The sequence below is a fragment of the Bacillus sp. AK031 genome, assembly GCF_053903065.1.
Window position 1 is genome coordinate 3183163 of the sequence record NZ_CP096424.1, and the last position, 18952, is coordinate 3202114.

18 protein-coding genes are annotated in these 18952 nt (G+C 42.8%); 7 read left to right on the forward strand and 11 right to left on the reverse strand.

Going from position 1 to position 18952, the window contains the following annotated elements; genetic code table 11:
- Positions 1-434 precede the first annotated feature (434 nt).
- Genes qoxA through qoxD form a run of 4 tightly spaced genes read left to right on the forward strand, consistent with a single transcriptional unit; the run spans position 435 to position 4320 of the window.
- A complete protein-coding gene (gene qoxA / locus M1E09_RS16285; protein ID WP_456271890.1) occupies positions 435-1457 on the forward strand; it encodes a cytochrome aa3 quinol oxidase subunit II in 1023 nt (340 codons plus the stop codon).
- Entirely contained in the window at positions 1447-3423 is a 1977-nt protein-coding gene (gene qoxB / locus M1E09_RS16290; protein WP_456271891.1) for a cytochrome aa3 quinol oxidase subunit I, read from the forward strand. The genes qoxA and qoxB overlap by 11 nt, the downstream gene beginning before the upstream one ends.
- Positions 3413-4018: a cytochrome aa3 quinol oxidase subunit III gene (gene qoxC, locus M1E09_RS16295; RefSeq protein WP_456271892.1), complete on the forward strand. Its 606-nt coding sequence runs from the start codon at positions 3413-3415 to the stop codon at positions 4016-4018. The genes qoxB and qoxC overlap by 11 nt, the downstream gene beginning before the upstream one ends.
- The gene (qoxD, locus tag M1E09_RS16300; RefSeq protein WP_456271893.1) at positions 4018-4320 is read left to right on the forward strand and encodes a cytochrome aa3 quinol oxidase subunit IV; all 303 of its coding nucleotides are present in this window, start codon (positions 4018-4020) and stop codon (positions 4318-4320) included. The genes qoxC and qoxD overlap by 1 nt, the downstream gene beginning before the upstream one ends.
- A gap of 205 nt (positions 4321-4525) precedes the next feature.
- Here qoxD and M1E09_RS16305 read toward each other — a convergent pair whose 3' ends face one another.
- From M1E09_RS16305 to hemE, 4 genes are all read right to left on the reverse strand, one after another.
- Entirely contained in the window at positions 4526-4777 is a 252-nt protein-coding gene (locus M1E09_RS16305; RefSeq protein ID WP_456271894.1) for a hypothetical protein, read from the reverse strand.
- A 271-nt stretch (positions 4778-5048) separates the two neighbouring features.
- Positions 5049-6449 (reverse strand): protoporphyrinogen oxidase, encoded by a 1401-nt coding sequence (gene hemY / locus M1E09_RS16310; protein WP_456271895.1) that lies wholly within the window; start codon positions 6447-6449, stop codon positions 5049-5051.
- A 44-nt stretch (positions 6450-6493) separates the two neighbouring features.
- Positions 6494-7426: a ferrochelatase gene (gene hemH, locus M1E09_RS16315; RefSeq protein ID WP_456271896.1), complete on the reverse strand. Its 933-nt coding sequence runs from the start codon at positions 7424-7426 to the stop codon at positions 6494-6496.
- A 36-nt stretch (positions 7427-7462) separates the two neighbouring features.
- The gene (gene hemE, locus M1E09_RS16320; protein ID WP_456271897.1) at positions 7463-8506 is read right to left on the reverse strand and encodes a uroporphyrinogen decarboxylase; all 1044 of its coding nucleotides are present in this window, start codon (positions 8504-8506) and stop codon (positions 7463-7465) included.
- A gap of 365 nt (positions 8507-8871) precedes the next feature.
- Here hemE and M1E09_RS16325 point away from each other — a divergent pair, with 365 nt between their 5' ends.
- A complete protein-coding gene (locus tag M1E09_RS16325) occupies positions 8872-9384 on the forward strand; it encodes an antibiotic biosynthesis monooxygenase family protein (protein ID WP_456271898.1) in 513 nt (170 codons plus the stop codon).
- 179 nt (positions 9385-9563) lie between these two features.
- On the opposite strand, the gene M1E09_RS16330 is transcribed toward M1E09_RS16325, so the two are convergent.
- From M1E09_RS16330 to liaF, 3 genes are read right to left on the reverse strand one after another with little or no spacing between them, the layout of a single operon-like run.
- Positions 9564-10214, reverse strand: coding sequence for a response regulator transcription factor (locus tag M1E09_RS16330; protein WP_456271899.1), 651 nt, complete (start codon positions 10212-10214; stop codon positions 9564-9566).
- A complete protein-coding gene (locus tag M1E09_RS16335) occupies positions 10207-11262 on the reverse strand; it encodes a sensor histidine kinase (protein ID WP_456271900.1) in 1056 nt (351 codons plus the stop codon). Before M1E09_RS16335 ends, M1E09_RS16330 begins: the two co-directional genes overlap by 8 nt.
- A 13-nt stretch (positions 11263-11275) precedes the next feature.
- Positions 11276-12094: a cell wall-active antibiotics response protein LiaF gene (gene liaF / locus M1E09_RS16340; RefSeq protein WP_456271901.1), complete on the reverse strand. Its 819-nt coding sequence runs from the start codon at positions 12092-12094 to the stop codon at positions 11276-11278.
- A 246-nt stretch (positions 12095-12340) separates the two neighbouring features.
- On the opposite strand from liaF, the gene M1E09_RS16345 reads away from it, so the two are divergent.
- The gene (locus M1E09_RS16345; protein WP_456271902.1) at positions 12341-13735 is read left to right on the forward strand and encodes a hypothetical protein; all 1395 of its coding nucleotides are present in this window, start codon (positions 12341-12343) and stop codon (positions 13733-13735) included.
- A 54-nt stretch (positions 13736-13789) separates the two neighbouring features.
- On the opposite strand, the gene M1E09_RS16350 is transcribed toward M1E09_RS16345, so the two are convergent.
- A complete protein-coding gene (locus M1E09_RS16350; RefSeq protein ID WP_456271903.1) occupies positions 13790-14386 on the reverse strand; it encodes a phosphatase PAP2 family protein in 597 nt (198 codons plus the stop codon).
- Positions 14387-14537: 151 nt separating this feature from the next.
- Between M1E09_RS16350 and M1E09_RS16355 the strand changes: the two genes are divergently transcribed.
- Positions 14538-15713, forward strand: a complete 1176-nt coding sequence (locus tag M1E09_RS16355) for a M20 family metallopeptidase (RefSeq protein ID WP_456271904.1) — start codon at positions 14538-14540, stop codon at positions 15711-15713.
- Positions 15714-15826: 113 nt separating this feature from the next.
- On the opposite strand, the gene M1E09_RS16360 is transcribed toward M1E09_RS16355, so the two are convergent.
- The 3 genes from M1E09_RS16360 to M1E09_RS16370 form a co-directional block, all read right to left on the reverse strand.
- Positions 15827-16543 (reverse strand): EcsC family protein, encoded by a 717-nt coding sequence (locus tag M1E09_RS16360; protein WP_456271905.1) that lies wholly within the window; start codon positions 16541-16543, stop codon positions 15827-15829.
- Positions 16544-16620: 77 nt separating this feature from the next.
- Entirely contained in the window at positions 16621-17841 is a 1221-nt protein-coding gene (locus tag M1E09_RS16365; protein WP_456271906.1) for an ABC transporter permease, read from the reverse strand.
- Entirely contained in the window at positions 17838-18578 is a 741-nt protein-coding gene (locus tag M1E09_RS16370) for an ABC transporter ATP-binding protein (protein ID WP_456271907.1), read from the reverse strand. Before M1E09_RS16370 ends, M1E09_RS16365 begins: the two co-directional genes overlap by 4 nt.
- Between the last annotated feature and the right edge of the window lie 374 nt (positions 18579-18952).

An 18952-nucleotide genomic window follows, 5' to 3' on the forward strand; every position in this document is an offset into this window, starting at 1 on the left:
ATGAAACACGGTCACTTTTGGTTCATATGTACTTTACCACAACGTTTTGTCATTATCAATACTTCTAGTGGAAGATGACTGAATTTAAGTCAGGCCCTATTGATTTCACAAAGAATTTTTCATCTCAAGTATCCATTTGGATGCTGGCAAAACGGTGGATTGAAACGTTCGAATTCTTGTCACAGATTCAAAAATCCTTATTATATCAAGTCTCGCAAGGTATTTTTCTTCTTGGATGCGTTATGTAAAAATCAACCTTACTTTTTTTGTAACAAATTGGCCTACGTACCTGTGATATTATTCACTTACTAGAAGACGCGACTATGCATCTCTCGTCCCTCTTCTATCAATTAATAAATTTTTTTAGGTAAGTTTGTGAAACACTGAACAAATTTTGAACAATTTGTGACATTCTTTAAAAAGGTGGGAGCAGAATGAAATCACTAAAGCCTTTCATGATATTTCTTTCATTATCACTGATGCTTTTCTTAAGCGGCTGTGAAACAAATATGGTTGTATTTGAGCCGCAGGGGCCGGTGGCAAGATCTATCACAGACCTGATTAACTGGTCATTAATTTGGATGCTGATCGTCGTAGTAGTCGTGTTCGCATTGTTTGCTTATATCATCTGGAAATACAGAGAAACACCTGAAAATAAAGATTATGAGCCTCCTGAAGAACATGGCAGCACATTGCTGGAGGTCATTTGGACAGGAATCCCAATCCTGATCGTTATTGCTCTGACAATACCAACTGTTAAAACACTTTACGCGCTGGAAGAAGTACCGGAAAGCCTTGAAGAAAAAGAACCAATTACAATCCATGTAACTGCTGCTGATTGGAAATGGATCTTCAGTTACCCTGAGGAAGGTATCGAGACAGTCAACTATGTCAACATTCCTGAAGATACTCCAATCTTGTTCAAGCTTACTTCCGCAAGTACGATGCAGTCATTCTGGGTACCTGCATTAGGCGGCCAGAAATACGCAATGGCCAAAATGGAAACCGAACTTTTCCTTGCAGCTGACAATCCTGGTTCTTATATGGGGAAAAACTCAAATTTCAACGGCCGCGGTTATGCTGAAATGGAATTTGAAGTTCTTGCTCAAACTCAATCGGATTATGATGAGTGGGTCGATGAAGTAAAGGATACCGCTCCTAAACTTACAGAAGACGAATATGAAGAATTATTAAAGCCTACTCACTTAGGTCGAATGACATTCAACAATACTCACCTTGCATGGGTGAATCATGCCGATATGGATTCTAAAACCTACACGAACCCTGAATTATACCGCTATCATGGATATCAGGGAAAAACGTTTGAAGAAGAAGACAATTATAAGAACGCTGACAATGTAGATGAATCTGACAAAGACGAAGATGAGGATTCTTCACACAGTGAGCATAAAGAAGATGCAGATGAATCACACGGAGGTGAACACCATGGGCATTAAATGGGATGAATTTTTTGTAACTGGTGACCCGCTCATTCTAGGGGCACAAGTCTCAATTGCTCTGACAATGATTGGTCTGGTTTTTGGTATCACCTATTTAAAGAAGTGGACATGGTTATGGCAGGAATGGATCACGACCGTTGACCATAAACGGATCGGAATCATGTACATCATCTCCGCTGTCCTGATGTTTTTCCGCGGAGGAATTGACGGGCTGCTGATGAAAGCCCAGACTTCCAGGCCGGAGATGGAATTCCTGAGTTCACAGCACTACAATGAAATTTTCACTACTCACGGTGTAATCATGATCCTCTTCATGGCGATGCCTTTCTTGATAGGTTTAATGAACGTTGTCATCCCGCTGCAAATTGGTGCACGTGATGTTGCGTTCCCTCAATTGAACGCATTAAGCTTCTGGTTGTTCTTTGTGGGAGCAATGCTGTTTAACATTTCATTCGTCATCGGAGGATCCCCTGATGCCGGATGGACATCGTACTTCCCGCTTGCTGGTAAAGAATTCAGTCCGGGAATAGCGAATAACTATTATGCAGTTGCCCTTCAGATTGCCGGTATCGGTACATTGATGACAGGTATTAACTTTATCGTAACCATCTTAAAAATGAGAACAAAAGGCATGGGATTAATGAAAATGCCTATGTTCACCTGGACGTCACTGATCACTTCAGTCATTATCGTCGCTGCTTTCCCAATCTTTACAGTAGCTTTGGCGCTGATGACAACTGACCGTATTTTCGGAACACATTTCTTCACTGTATCAGGCGGAGGAATGGATATGCTTTGGGCCAACCTATTCTGGTTATGGGGGCATCCTGAAGTATATATTGTAGCTTTGCCTGCTTTCGGGATTTTCTCTGAGGTCATTGCTACTTTCTCACGTAAGTCATTGTTTGGATATAAATCAATGGTGTATGCGATTGTCGGAATTGCCGTCTTGAGTATGGTCGTATGGGTCCACCACTTCTACACAATGGGCTCAGGCCCTGCGGTTAACTCTTTCTTCTCGATCACGACGATGATGATTGCGGTTCCTACAGGAGTAAAAATATTTAACTGGCTCTTTACAATGAGAAAAGGCCGCATCAAGATGACGACGGCGATGCTTTGGGCACTTGCCTTCATTCCGACATTTACAATCGGCGGAGTGACTGGCGTCATGCTTGCAATGGGGGCAGCCGATTACCAGTATCATAATACATTGTTCCTGGTTGCTCACTTCCACTATGTATTGATTCCTGGTGTTGTATATGCTGTATTCGCGGGCTTGTACTACTGGTGGCCGAAGATGTTTGGCCATATGCTTAATGAAAAACTCGGTAAATGGCACTTCTGGTTGTTCAATATCGGTTTCAACGTAACATTCATGCCACTGTTCTTCCTTGGATTGAAAGGTGCGGTACGCCGTTCCTATACGTTCTCGGTTGAATCAGGGTTCTCTAACTTGTTCTTATTATCTGCACTTGGATCTGTCATTCTTGCAGCAGGTTTTGCTGTATTCTGCTACAACATTTACTGGAGCATCCGCTATGCAGACAGAAATATCTCAAGCGATCCTTGGGATGCAAGAACATTGGAGTGGGCAACTGCTTCACCTGTTCAATATTACAACTTTGCCAAGCAGCCTGAAGTTAAAGCGATTGATGCTTTCTGGCATATGAAAAAGAATGACGAAGGTTTATCACTAAGTGACTCTGAGATCAAGAAGATTCACATGCCAAGCAACTCTGGTTTGCCATTCATCATGTGTGTATTCTTTGGAATCGCAGGATTCTTCCTTGTATTCGAGTGGCAGATTGCAACGATTATTGCATCACTCGGTATTATCGCAGGATTGATTTATCGTTCATTCGAATATAACGATGGATATTACATCCCGGCTGAAGAAATCAAAGAAGTGGAACGTTCATGGAGAAACAAAAAGGGAGAGGTGAACAAACATGTCAGCTAAAGTCGATACTTCACTGCCTTTAGAATATCAGACAGAACAAAACCGTTTGAATATCCTCGGCTTCTGGATATTCCTTGGAGCTGAAATTGCCCTCTTCGCTACATTGTTTGCTGTATATGCTGTGTTAAGCCAACGTTATGCCGGCGGCCCGACACATCAGGATATCTTTATGATGAAAGAAGTCATGATCCAGACTGTATTGCTGCTTACGAGCAGCTTTACATGCGGATTAGCCATCTTTGAGATGAGGCGAGGCAATTTAAAAGGCTTGATTACCTGGTTGATCATTACACTTGGCCTTGGTGCCGGATTCTTATACATGGAAATCAATGAGTTCATTCATTACGTCCATGAAGGTGCGACCATCCAGACCAGTGCTTTCCTTTCCAGCCTGTTTGTTCTGCTGGGGACACACGGAGCCCACGTGACATTCGGTATTTTCTGGGCAGTGATGATCATCATCCAGCTTGTTAAGAGAGGTTTGACACCGGTCACTGCCCGAAAGGTCTTTATTATCGGCCTATACTGGCACTTCCTTGATGTTGTCTGGATCTTTATCTTCACATTCGTTTACTTGAAAGGGATGATGCTATAATGGAAAAGAGTACAACAAGTTACCCAATAAGCCACTTTGTTGGTTTCATCATGTCACTCGTCCTTACCTTTGTAGCAGCATGGGTTGCTTTAAAAACAACTCTGTCATTTACAGTAGTTTTATGGGTGATTGGAACGCTGGCGGTAGTGCAGGCAGGTCTTCAGTTATTCATGTTCATGCACGTAAATGAAGGAGAAGATGGTAAAGTACAGATTATCAATATCATTTATGCCGTATTCTGTGCCGCCGTGATTGTTGTCGGTTCCATCTGGGTATTGACTTCCGGCCACGCTGCCCACTAATAATCGGGCATACAAAAAAGGCTTGGAGAATAAAATTCTCCAAGCCTTTTTTTATTTGTTGTTTTTCAGCCTCTGTCAGTTAGATAAGTTGCCCATTCCCTCTGCAGGCGTTGAACAACTTCTGCTCCGCAAACTCCTCTGGAAACCTCAGCAGGATAAAAATCCTCAAGACTGCACTCTAACCCATCCAGCTATAAGCCTGACTTTAAATTCGATTTTTTACTATCCCATTCATTTCTGGTTTGCTTTTCATTGAAAACTCCTCGATAAGCGGCAAGAAAATCATTGTTCCAAAGATGAACATGAACCCTACCATTACACCGATTCCAATCGAAAGGAAATAGTCCTGGCTGACACCGCTTACAAAAAAGCTGTAGACTGTCAGCATCAATCCGATCGCGCCACCTGCCGCAGAAAACCACTTTACAGCCGCTAATGTTTGTTGTTTATTACTCATCCGATTCTCCCCCTTTATATTCTATTTTATGTTTGTTCACAGATTTGTCAAACAAATTTCTTAAAAAGTTCAAAAATAGTTGTTTGGAAGGGAGAGATGTATGCTTTTTAGCAGGTTGCTTGGTACCTGCTCCAGACATATTCCTCTCAACAAAACCCTTTACCGCATTAACGCACTAAGAGGGACTGTCCCTTTCAGCGCGGTGATGCGGTAAAGGGTCTCTACATAGAAAAAGCATGCAGGCTGTTTGCCAGCATGCATGCTCTATCATTTAAGACAAGTATTCGAGTACATTTTTGACTGCCTTTTCGCCCTGGTCGATACAGTCTGGAAGGCCGAGGCCTTCGAATGAACTTCCGGCGATAAATAACCCTGGAAGTTCTTGCCGCACTTTGTTCTGCATTGTTTCTAAACGGTCTTTATGTCCCACTGTATATTGAGGCATGGCTTCCTTCCATCTTGAGACGATTGTGAATTCCGGATCCATTGTTATATTCATGATTTTATTTAAATCCTGAAGGACGATTTTCTCGATTTGGCTGTCAGAAAGATCGACAACCGCTTCGTCGCCGGCTCTGCCGACATAGCACCTGATGAGGACTTTTCCTTCAGGAGTGGTATGCGGCCACTTTTTATGGGTCCAGGTACACGCTGTTATTGTGTAATCTGCATTCCGTGATACGACAAATCCTGTTCCGTCGATATCCTTTTTGATTGCTTCTTCCGGGAAGGCCATGGCCACGGTAGCAACCGATGTTGCAGGGGTCGTCTTCAAGTGATCAAAAAAGTTATATTGAGGGAACATGGATGGAATGGCCGGGTGCGGAGTTGTTAAAATGACACTGTCTGCATCAAGCCTTTCCCCGTTATTCAATAGAAGTGTATAACGTCCCTCTTCTTTTTCTATTTGCTCCACTCTGACTCCTTTTAAAACTGAGTCATGATCAAGCTTCGATCCAATGGCATCTACCAATGATTGCAAACCCTTTGTCAGTGTCAGGAATATTCCTTTTTTCTTTGCACCAGGTTTAGTCGCAGGAGCTGGAGTCGTTTTTTTCATTCCCAAGATCAAGCTTCTGTGCTTCTGCTCCACTTGGTAAAATTGCGGAAATGTCGACATCAGGCTGAGCTGGTCGATGTCTCCGGCATAAATTCCTGATAATAGAGGCTCAATTAAGTTTTCGACAACCTCATCACCCAATCTTCTTCTAAAGAATTGGCCTAGTGACTGATCGCCCTTCACATTTGATTTAGGAAGGATAAAGTCCGCTGCAGCTCTTGCTTTTCCCTGCATGGAAAACAAACCGGTAGTAACAAAAGGAGCCATTTGTGTCGGAACACCCATTACAGAGCCGCCTGGCATTGCATGAAGTTCCTCATTTACCAGAACATAAGACTTCCCTGTAGAGTTATTGACCAGTTCATTATCTACACCGACTTCTTTCGCTAACCTGGCAGCACTTGTCTTTCTTTCTAAGAATGAATCCGGGCCTCTTTCGATGATAAAGCCGTCCCGGCTCACAGTTTGAATCTTGCCGCCAAGCCGATGGCTCGCTTCCACTAATTTGATCTCGATCGGATGTCCGGTTTTCTCGGCCTCTTTCTGTAAATAGTAAGCTGAAGTTAAGCCAGTTATTCCCCCGCCTATTATTACTACCTTTTGTTTCTCCACGGTTTATCGCCTTCTTTTTATAGTTTTGATTCTTTACTTGCTGGTTACTTGTTCAGATGCTTCATGATTACAGTTGCCATTGCATCGATGAATTCAGGCTGCGCATTTGGCATTTCCGGCCTGTAATAGCTTGCACCGATTTCATCTGTAACCACTTTACATTCATAATCATTGTCATAAAGTACTTCCAGATGGTCTGAAACGAAACCTACAGGAACATAGACAAATGTGTTATAGTTTTTCTCTTTATACAGGTCTCTTGTTAAATCCTGAACATCCGGCCCAAGCCATGGGTCAGGGGTATTCCCCTCACTTTGCCAGCCGACAGCATAATGTTCGACTCCTGCACCTTTGGCAATGAGGTCAGCTGTTTCCTGAAGCTGATTTGGATACGGGTCACCGTCTTTCAATATTCTTTCAGGAAGACTATGGGCTGAGACAATCAAAACAGCTCCATTTCGTTCTTCTTCTGTCATTTCTGCATAGGTATCTTTTACTTTCTTTACCCAGTAATCAATGAATTTCGGCTCATCATACCAGCTCTCAACCGATGTGATTTCAGGTCCGCCGAGCTTAGCTGCTTCTTCCTTGGCACGTCCGTTATAAGACTTGACACTGAATGTAGAGAAGTGCGGGGCAAGAACAATAGATACCGCTTCTTCAATACCGTCATCATGCATTTGTTTCACAGCGTCTTCAACAAAAGGTTCGATATGCTTAAGCCCGAGGTACATTTTGAACTCAATCTCCTCTTGGGCAGCGTTCAACCTTTCTTCCAAAGACTTAGCCTGATCAAGCGTGATTTTAGCAAGGGGGGATATACCGCCTATCGCTTCATAACGTTCTCTTAAGTCCTCCACCAGCTCCGGTGATGGCTTTCTGCCATGGCGGATATGAGTATAGTAACGTTCAAGGTCTTCTTCTTTATAAGGGGTTCCATAAGCCATAACAAGCAGGCCCATTTTTTTCTTTGCCATAATTTCCGTTCACCTCATTAGAAAAATATTTATAGTTTATCCTTTTAGTTGTTGTGAGCTGTATTCATGAATGAAAGCAGTCAGCCTTTTTAATGTTTCAGGCTTGACCTCCGGGAAAACCCCATGTCCGAGGTTAAAGATATAACCAGGCTCCTGGATTCCCTGATCAATGATCGCTTTTGCTTTTTCTTCAATGACTTCCCAAGGAGCAAGCAGGATGGCAGGGTCTAAGTTCCCCATCACTGTTTTGTTGATGCCGTTTCCGCGTGCTTCTTGGATCGGCAGCCTCCAGTCGAGACCCACGACATCAATCGGAAGTTCATGCCATTCCATGGAAAGATGGCTTGCACCTACACCGAACATGATCAATGGCACATTTTCTTTTTTCAATTCTGTGAAAATCTTTTCCATCACCGGTTTGATGAATGTCCGGTAATCCTGGACATTCAATGCACCCACCCAGGAATCAAAAATTTGGAAGGCAGAAGCTCCCGCTTTGATTTGGGCACGTCCGTATGCGATCGTCATGTCTGCAAGCTTGTCCATTAAAGTAAACCAGGCTTTCGGTTCTGCGTACATAAACGCTTTGGTTTTGTTATAGTTTTTCGAAGGGCCGCCTTCTATCATATAGCTGGCAAGTGTAAATGGAGCACCCGCAAAGCCGATCAGCGGCACAGATAACTGTTCCTGCGTTAGAAGCTTGATTGTATCCAGGACGTAAGGCACGTCACTCTCAGGATCGATTTCTCCAAGCTTTTCTACATCAGAAAGCGACCTGATCGGGTTATCAATTACCGGGCCTATCCCTGTCTTGATATCGACATCCACACCGATGGACGGAAGAGGAGACATGATATCTTTGTAAAGGATTGCCGCATCGACATCATATTGTTCCACAGGCAGCCTTGTTACATAAGCACAAATTTCCGGTTGATGAGTAATTTCAAATAAAGAATATTTCTCCTTAAGCTCTCTGTATTCAGGCTGGGAACGCCCCGCCTGCCTCATATACCATACTGGTGTGTAATCGGTCTTTTCACCTCTTGCAGCTTTCAAAAACGTATCATTCATTTTTTTCATGATTTATATGTCCACCTTTCTTAATCGACTATGTAACACCCATTGTATTATATTTTGCCTAAAGAATAAAAAATGAAGTAGCTATATGAGCCTATCCGTTCTTATATCACGTTTTCACTATAGACTTTTCCACTATAAAAGTATAGTTAAGGACTTTAAATGTCATAAATTTGCCGATTTTTCCATGACTGTTTGTTCAAATTTAAAGGCTCTTATTTGCCCACGGGAAATGAAAACGGTATCATAATTACCAAAAGCTGATCCATCACGATTTTTTACATAGCAGGGCAGTAAATTGATTCAGTTTATGCTGCCGTTTAAAGGGAAAGATAATAATAAAAAACTTGTAGCAGGAGTGAAATGAAATGTATGTATTTATGACAAGCGGAACACACGAGTTTTTGAAGACATTGGAAAATAAACATACAGACCAGACAATGGTTCTTATGGATAATGCCGACACATCTGTCCTTGTACATGAAACGGAAGGTAAATCGGTATTCCAGGAGCCTAGAAGATATGAAGTCATCGATTCTGTCGGCGATTTGAAAAAGCACGGCTTTGTGGTGATCAACAATATTCCGGTTTCCGACGAGGGCCGTCCGATTTTTGAATACCGCTTTAAAAACCGCGCGGGCCTTATTGAACAGGTGGACGGCTTTATCGCAATCAGGGTGCTGCGTCCCATTGAAACAGACACATACGCTATCCTGACTCAATGGGAAGATGAGCATTCCTTTAAGCAGTGGCAGGATTCACAGCAATATGCCAAAGCACATGAAAAAAGAGGCACCGAAGATGGAGTGGATGCCCAGCGTAACTTGTTCGCGCGCCCTTCCTATGTCTCCAAATACAGCATAGCTGAAGATGAAGAGTAAAAAGCGCAAGCGTGCCGAGGGGCTGGATTCAGAACCGAATCCCTAAACCCACAAATTTTTCTTGATTTTATAAACACAAAGGCCAAGCCATTCGATTTTGAATGGCTTGGCCTTTGTCCATTTCTCCGAAGTGAATCTTTTTTTATGCCCACCTGTAATGCCATTGTGCGGCACTGCGTTCACTTTTCCGGATTATTCATCAATATGCCATTACGGTTTGCATAAATCGCTGCCTGTGTCCTGTCCGCCACCCCTAATTTGCTGAGGATATTGCTGACATGGGTTTTTGTTGTTTTAACCCCTATAAACAGTTCATCAGAGATTTCCTGGTTCGTCATTCCTTCACCAAGACATTTTAATACATCCAATTCCCTTGCTGTCAACTCTTCATGGAGCTTCTTTTCCTGAGGACGGAACCTGTTCATCATTTTATCGGCAACCTTAGGGGCGATCACACTTTCCCCTTTAACCGCTTTGTATACAGCTGATATGACTTCATCGGCACTGGCCGTTTTCAACAGATAGCTGTGTGCACCTGCCTCAATGGCAGGAAAAACTTTTTCATCGTCATAATAGCTTGTAAGTATGATAATCTTACATTCCGGGAGAAACTTTAGAATTTCCTGTGTCGCTTCAATTCCATTGCCGTCTTCCATTAATAGATCCATCAGAATGATTTGGGGTTGATACAGCTTTGCAAGTTGCACAGCCTCCCTCCCGCTGCTTGCTTCTCCTAGAAACTCAATCTTTTCTTCAGTTAAGAGGTACGTTTTCATGCCAAGTCTGACCATTTCATGATCATCTACGATCATCACTTTGATTTTATCCATTCAAGCTCTCTCCCTCTTCCCTTAAAGGTACTCTTATATTTATATATGTACCTTCATTCTTTTTTGAGCGAATTTGGAAAATACCTCCGATTTCTTCACATCTCTCCCTCATTGTCTGAAGGCCATAGGAGGTCATTTTCTGCTGGTTGACACTAAACCCTTTTCCATTATCACTGATGTAGAGATTGAGGTTTGAATCCAATTTTTTGGCAGAAATTTTAATTTGGCTCGCATCTGCGTGTCTCAGAATATTAGATATCCCTTCTTGTACTATGCGAAACAAGTGTGCTTCTGCTCCCTTGGTCAACCCATCGAGGTCTTCAAATTCGGCGGTAATTTCAATAGGTGTCTTTTCCTTCAACTCCAAAATGAGTTTTTTCAGCCCCTGAACAAGGCTTTCTCCTTTAAGGTCAATCGGTCTTAGGTGGAGAAGCAGCGCCCGCATTTCCCCCTGGGCCTTTGAGGCTATTTCAGCTACCTGATTTAAAATTGGTTCGGCCTCTTTCGGTTTTTTTTGTACCGTGCGGACAGCTGCAGATGACAGCATATTGAGAGCAAACAACTGCTGGCTGACTGAATCATGCAAATCCCTTGCCAGCCGGTGCCTTTCTTCCATTACAGCTGCCTGGTGTGCCTGGTCAGCCAGTTCCGACTTTTCGTCCGCAAGCCTTTGGAGCGACTTTACCTGTTCTTGTATATAGAATGCAAGCTGGTTTAATTCGTCCGAAATGACTCCAATTTCATCCTGCTTGAAACCATCCACTCTCGCTGAAAACCGACCGCTTCTTAAAATGGAGACAAATGTGGAAATGTCATCTAGTCTTCCTTTAAACAAATAGCCTGTACGGAATCCGAAATAAACACTGAGCAGCAGGTAGATGACAAAGATGAGCAAAGTCAAATACAGTGAACCAGCTAACGTAATGTGCTGATCGTCCGTTACCAAAATATAAAACTGGATAATAAGAAAGAAAAACAATGTTCCCATTAATCCCATCATAAAGAAGCTTCTAAAAAACCAAAAACGCATATTGGATGATTTATTCAATGGAAACATCTCCTTATACCCGGTTAATTCTTACCGACCCTATTTTAAACTCTATTACAATACTGATTTTCTTCTCTGCCTCTTCATAATCATCCGACCGGTAATGCAAGCTTGGCTTAATATCTGATGACTTCTGATCAAAAACTTTAATATCGCCGACATTCCCTTCCACTTTTATATCTACTGGGATGTCTTCCGGAATGAGCATTTTCACATCACCTATCCAGCCTTTTAGATGAATCGGTGTTTCTCCCTCTGGAATATAAGCTTTGCTCAGGTCAAAGTAATAGTCTCCTATCACGTTGTATAACCGCATCGATTCAAGCGGCCAATTCGGCTGGTTGAATTTCACATCGCCAATGATTAATCCCCTGTTCACTTTCGTTCTTTGTTTCTCATGTTTGTCTGCCTTATGCTGTTCGTCCGCCTCGCGGTTTCCACTATTCTCCTTTTCAAAGGGATAATCACTGGACACACTGAATTTAATCTTATTCTTCTTCCATATCACCATGAAAGCAATCCCGATCAGGATAACCGGCCACAGTTTCAACCAGTCTCCATAACTGAATGAAATAAAGTCAAAAACATCAAGTATCAATAATATTCCAAAAATAAATAGGAACAATCCCACTGTGAATTTTCCTGTTCTTTTCCACCTGATGCTATTAATGACCCACTTCAACCCTTCAAGAGCAATCAGAAAGGGAATGGAAATGACAAATAACTGTTTTATTTCCAAGGAAATGACACCAATATTGATAAGCAGCAATATTATGCCGGTAAATAATAGAATAGCTGAGAAAAACCACTGTTTTCCGCCAGAATGTCTCAAAATCCCCACCGCCTTTTACCATTCTTTTTTCATTTCGATGATTACCATCAAAATCCTTTTATTATTTTTTATTCTACTTGGATTTCCTTTACTTTAAGAGGAGCACCGGCAGGATTTCGTCTCCGTCCAGGGACGGAATTTTTTTCTTTTACCCGCTCACCTTCCTTGTTCAAGTGAATATTCTGTAATACCAAAAAAGGCAAAAGCCCTTTTTTAGAACCGCACTTCGTATGAGGGGGTATCTTTATGCTAGTGGAATTAACGGCATTACACTGGCTGTATATTGTTTTTATCGGGTTGATCATTCTATTTATGGTATTCAGGAAGGATACAACCATTGTGTGTATCGCCGGAATATTCCTGATTGCTTTGCTTGCAAAAGGATCTTTGACCAGTTCCGTCAGCAGTGTGTTCAACAGCTTCATTTATGCCATCACAGAGCTATTATCCACGATTCTCGTCATCTCCATCATCGTTGGAATGAGTAAAACCCTTACCAGGACCGGCATCAATGATGTGATGATCAGGCCTTTTGCCCGTCTGATCAAAACACCTGCACTCGCTTATTGGACGATCGGGATCGTGATGATGCTGATTTCATGGTTCTTCTGGCCCTCACCTGCCGTAGCCTTATTGGGAGCTGTTCTAGTTCCCGTTGCACTGCGTGTAGGTCTCCCGGCACTTGGCATTGCGATGGCGATGAACTTGTTCGGCCATGGAATTGCCCTTTCCGGAGACTTTGTCATCCAGGCCGCACCAAAGCTTACAGCTGATGCAGCTGGGTTGGATGTTTCCCAAGTTATTGGCGCAAGTATTCCCTTAGTCGCCGTGATGGGGATTGTAACAACCTTAACAGCGTTCCTGCTCTTGAAAAGAGATATGAAAAAAGGCGTTTTGCTGGTGAAAGAATCTGAAATTGAGGAAGTTCAAAAAGAAGCAGGACCCGAATTACTAAGCGATGCTTCTAAAAAGCTGTTTGCATTGATGATTCCTGTTTTATTTGCTTTAAATATATTGGCTATGTACTTGTTTGACCTTCAAGGAGGAGATGCTACAGCTCTGATTGGAGGCACATCAATATTCATTCTTTTAATCATCTCGCTTGCAGGCTATAAATCCAAAGGGCTAGAACAGACGACAAGTTTTTTAATCGAAGGATTTCAGTTTGGGTTTAAAGTATTCGGTCCCGTCATCCCCATCGCTGCCTTCTTTTATCTCGGAGATTCAGGCTTTACGTCTATCATTGGTGAGGGGTTCCTTCCTGATGGGTCTTCCGGAATTGTAAATGACCTTGGAGGTGCGCTGGCGTCAGTCGTCCCTTTGTCCAAAGCAGTTGGGGCTGTCACTCTTACCACGGTAGGCGCAATTACCGGTCTCGACGGATCTGGATTTTCAGGTATTTCGTTGGCAGGATCCGTAGCATCACTCTTCTCTGACAGTATCGGTTCCGGAGCTGCAACCTTAACGGCCCTCGGCCAGATCTCTGCTATCTGGGTAGGAGGAGGTACGCTTGTCCCATGGGCTTTAATACCTGCTGCAGCGATTTGTAATGTTGATCCATTTGAGCTTGCCAGAAGAAATCTGGTCCCGGTTATTACAGGATTGGTTGTGACCACAATCGTGGCTATGTTTTTGATATAACACAAGACTGGACCCTAATGGAGATCATTTCTTCCCCGTAGGTTCCAGCCTTATTTATTTCCGTGTTTTCAATTTCACATAGATAAACTCACATAGGATATAGTACGAGAAGCCAATCAGAAAACCTGCCAGTACATCAGATGGATAATGGGCTGCATCAACTACCCTGCTTATGCCAGTAAGCAGAGCCAGTGCTGCAGCCAATATATAAATAGACAGTTTTCCTTTTGATGAATCAACCATTCTGGCAATAAAGAAAGCCATTACCAGCAAGAAAATCACCCCTACCATTGCATGGCCGCTTGGAAAACTGAAACCTTCCTCCCCATGCAGGGCTGCCGGTCTCTCCCTCTCGACTGTTTCTTTTAAAAATTTATTGATATAATTCCCTCCGCCTATTGCCAAAACAGTAAAAATTATTCCTGTAAAATCCCTTTCCTTCAATGCCAGCCAAAGAATCAACAGTATACTGATTGTACCTATGACCAGTTCTGTCCCGATGATGGAGAAGTGCTTCAAAAAGGAAGCCTGTTCCATTAATTCAAAGACTGGCCGGTCAAATCCTTTTATGTAATCGGTGGCCACCAGCATCAGCACTGCCAGAAACACAGCAAAAGACAACCATGCCGATGTATATCTCTTTTTTAACAACTCTTTCACCTCCCCCTTCTCAGTTTTATCATACTTTCATCCCATACAGCTATAAGAAATACTGAGTCTCATTAAAGGAAACTAATGATATAATATTCTTAATTTTTACTTTTCATTTTCGGAACACACTATTGTTTAGGGGGACATGGAGATGCTTGAAAAATTGTACGCAAGATTGGAAAGCGATTGGGATGAAATGGTTGAAATCAGACGCTGCCTGCACCAGAATCCTGAGGTTTCTTTTAAAGAAGTTAAAACAGCCAGGTACATAGCGGACTACTATCAGCGCTTGGGCATTGAAGTTGAATCCGGTGTAGGGGGCAATGGTTTAGTTGCCAGAGTCCATGGTGGAAAACCCGGCAAGACCATCGCTTTGAGAGCCGATTTTGATGCTTTGCCGATTCATGATGAAAAAGAAGTTCCTTACCGTTCTAAGATTGACGGTGTCATGCATGCATGCGGCCATGATGGCCATACCGCCACCCTTCTAGTCCTGGCAAAAGCATTGAATGACATGAAGGACGAACTGCCTGGAACGCTCGTTTTTATCCATCAGCATGCTGAGGAATATGCACCTGGCGGAGCGAAATCAATGGTGGAGTCCGGGTGTCTTGAAGGGGTGGATGCTATTTTCGGAACACATTTATGGGCGACTGAACCACTTGGAAAAATCCAATATCGGACGGGGCCAATCATGGCAGCCGCTGACCGGTTTGAGATTACAATCCAAGGGGCGGGAGGTCATGGTGCTCAGCCTCACAAAACAAAAGACTCTATTGTAGCTGCCTCCCAGCTTGTTGGCACACTGCAGCAAATTGTCAGCCGCAGAGTCAATCCAATAGATCCTGCGGTGGTAACGATCGGTTCCTTTGTCGCCGATAATGCTTTCAATGTAATCGCCGATTCAGCTAAATTGATCGGAACAGTAAGGACTTTCAATGAGGAAACGAGAGACTTCATCATTTCTGAAATGGAACGTATCATCCAAGGCACCTGTATTTCTGCACAATGTTCTTATACGTTCAATTATGAAAAAGGGTATCCTGCCGTGGTGAACCACCAGAGTGAAACCGATCATTTAGTAGAAGCGGCAGAAGGCATTACCGGGGTTTCAGGAATTGAAGAATGTGAAATGCAAATGGGCGGGGAAGATTTTGCGTACTATCTGCAAAAGGTACCCGGCACATTCTTCTTTACTGGTGCACAGCCTGAGGGTATCGACCAGCCTTATCCTCACCATCACCCGAAATTTGATTTTCACGAAAGAGCGATGCTGACAGCTGCCAAGGTCATGGCAAAAGCAGCTATCACTTATTCCATTAAGTAAGTGAATATTGATTGATCTTAGCTTAAGGGCTATCTTACCGAGCAAGGGGACAAAATTCCCCTGGCCCAAAAAAACAGAAGCCGGCGTCCATCCTTAAATGGCGCCGGCTCCCCTTATGGCTTTGAGCTGAAATATCTTCTCCTGTAAGCATAGATGGCTGCCTCACCCAGTTCATCAAGCAGGCCGTAATTTGCATAAGCTCCCACAACTGCTCCAATACCAGGCACAAGCTGAAGCATTTTTACAAAATCGATATAATCCCGGTACTCCTGCTGAAACGACTTCCAGTCCAGGTCAGCCATTTCCTGTTTAACAGTATCCCAGTCATCAATAATCATGAATACCTTACGGCGATGTTCATCGCTCGAAAATGCCAGCTGAAACACATAGAGCATGAACAGCCTCTCTTCATATGACTTGGCGTCAAATCCATGAACTCTTGCCACCTCATATAAATACTTCATCTTGATGGAAAGCAGAAGCGGGAAATCTGCCATTCCAAGGAATATTCCGCCGGCACCTGTGCCGGCTCCTTCCAGTGCTGCAGCCTTCCTGTAAAAAGCAAGTCTGTCTGCCATGTACTTTTCCTTTTCTTCCAGGGACTCAGGTACTGCTTTGGTTTCATTTGAGGCAAAGCCTGACCCTGCCAATGTGACTTTCACCATGTTTTTGATGCTGTCTGTCACCAGCCTGTGTATCTTTTCAGGAATGACTGAGTTAATCCTCGACTGGGCTCTTTTAGCCGTCCGATTAAGTATTCCCGCTCTTTTAAGCTTCTTTCTCTTCCATATTTCCATATCGGTTTGTGCGTTACGATCAAAGCTGTCCATTTCAAACACCTGTCCTTATGATGGCATGTAATAAACACTTACCGTACTATACGGAATAAACACTAAAGAAGTTTCAGTCAGTATTCGAATTTCTTCAATCTTTGAAGCAGATAAAAGGCAGAGAATCCATAAGAGAATGCCAGGCCGCTCCCCAGAAGCACAAGAGCCGGTATCAATTGGCCGCTTACCAGGAGTGTCAGTGAAAATAAAACAGACTGGAAAATCAGTGACCAAAGCACCACTTGCTGGAAGGATTGTTTTCTGATTGTTGACGCAACAGGATAAAGCGATACCCATATTTTATAATCAAAACGCTTGAACATCGGGATGAGCTGAAAACCTGTTAAATACATGAATAACAAACCGATTGCAAGATTCAGCCAGAGTGAATCATTCAATAAGAGGATAACCATTGCAATCAGGGTCAGCCGGATATACAATCCGAAATATTCACTAGTCCGAATAAGTGAACGCATATATAGAAATTTAAACGTTTCCTTTTGATCGTATTTCACCATGTTCAGCAAAACATCAAGCAATTTGCGTCGATGTACTTTCCCTTTTAGCTTAGGTACATCGGTGAACATATTCGCCAGCCTGTAAAACAGCAGCATTCTCTGTTCTTCCAAACTGATAAGCACATCCCATTTAAGGCTCTTGTCTTTTACAGAGGCCATAAAGTAGAATAAATAGCCCAAAAGGATGACCGCCGCTGCAGCTATTAACCCAATGGCTGCTTCATTAAGCAGGAGATATAAAAATACCGTATTAAGGGCAAAGCGAATAATATAGTCAACGAGATGTGTCTCCCGTTCCTGATTTTTCAAGGTATACCATCTGACATACAGATTCCAGATCTTCAGAAGCAGGAGAACAGCAAGAATAAGAAAAAAGGATTGAAAACCCCTGCCGGTCACCTTTACATACATCGGCATCATTGCTGCCAGCACCAAAAGCAAAACATACGATTGGGAAATAAAACTGACCCAGATTCCTTTTTTGAAAAAGGATTTCATCCGGCCTTCAAGCGGCAGCAAAAAGACAGCATCTGCCTCCCGCAAAAAGGTATATACCGGGCTCCAGGAAAGGATGATCCCCAAAAGCACCGCCATGATGATTGCAGCCGGAAATGAACTGTCTAGTGTATCCACCCACTGATTATAGGTGAAAGCTCCCCCTCCCAAAGCAAAAATCAGGACGAATAATAGATGGTCATTAAACATGTAACGCAGATACTTCCTTAACTCTGCATTATATTCTGTAACCCGTCTTTTCCAAATCTCCTCGATGCTTTTCATTGTTCCCTGTCTTCCTTTGTCAGTTCGATATAGATATCATCCAGGGTGGCACCCGGCATCGCGAATTCCTGTTGAAGCTGCTGAAGTGTGCCTTTCGCCCTGATTTGCCCGTCATGAAGAATGATAAAGGAGTCACAGTATCTTTCTGCTGTTGCCAAAATATGAGTGGACATCAAGATACCTGCACCATTGCTCTTCATTTCTTCCATCCAGTTCAGAAGGGACTGAATGCCCAGCGGATCCAGACCTACAAAGGGTTCATCAATAATGTAGAGACTCGGTTCCACCAGGAATGCACACATGATCATCACTTTTTGTTTCATGCCTTTTGAGAAGTGAGAAGGAAACCAGCCAAGCTTCTTCTCCATTCTGAATTCCTTCAATAGCCCTTCTGCCCTCTTTTTATAATCAGCTTCCGGCACTCCATATGCCATGGCCGTCAGCCTCATATGTTCCTCTAAGGTCAATTCATCATAGAGAATTGGCGTCTCTGGAATATAGGCAAATTGTTTTCTGTATTCATCTGTTTCAGCGTTCAATTTCAGTCCATTTATGGAGATATCCCCCTCCTTGGGCTCCATTAACCCAATGATATGTTTGATGGTTGTGCTTTTTCCAGCTCCATTCAGGCCGATAAGCCCGACAATTTCATTAGAATGGATGGAAAAAGAGATATCTTTCAAAACAGGTTTGCGTGTATATCCACCAACCAAATGTTTAATTTCCAATAGTGACACAAGCAACGTCCTTTCTATATGTACTCTCATCTCATTTTAGCAAAGCACAGCACAGCTATCCATAATGGGAGCTGTATACACTGCCTTTTTTGAATGCATCTTAAAAAAAAATAAAATTCCACGATTTTCCTGATTAATTCTTTGAAAATTGGCCATCATAATGGAGGAAGGGGACAGCAAAACTTAAAACGGGGTGGTTGTTAAAGACCGGTATCCGAATTATACGTTTGCTTCCATCATTAATAAGGGGATGGTCGTCTTGCATAGTTTTGGCCTGAACTCACACCAAAATTTTTAACAAACTTTAAAAATGAGGTGTTTATCAAAGAACACGGACTATCATTGAATTCTTAAAGCATAAAAAGCTATAAGAT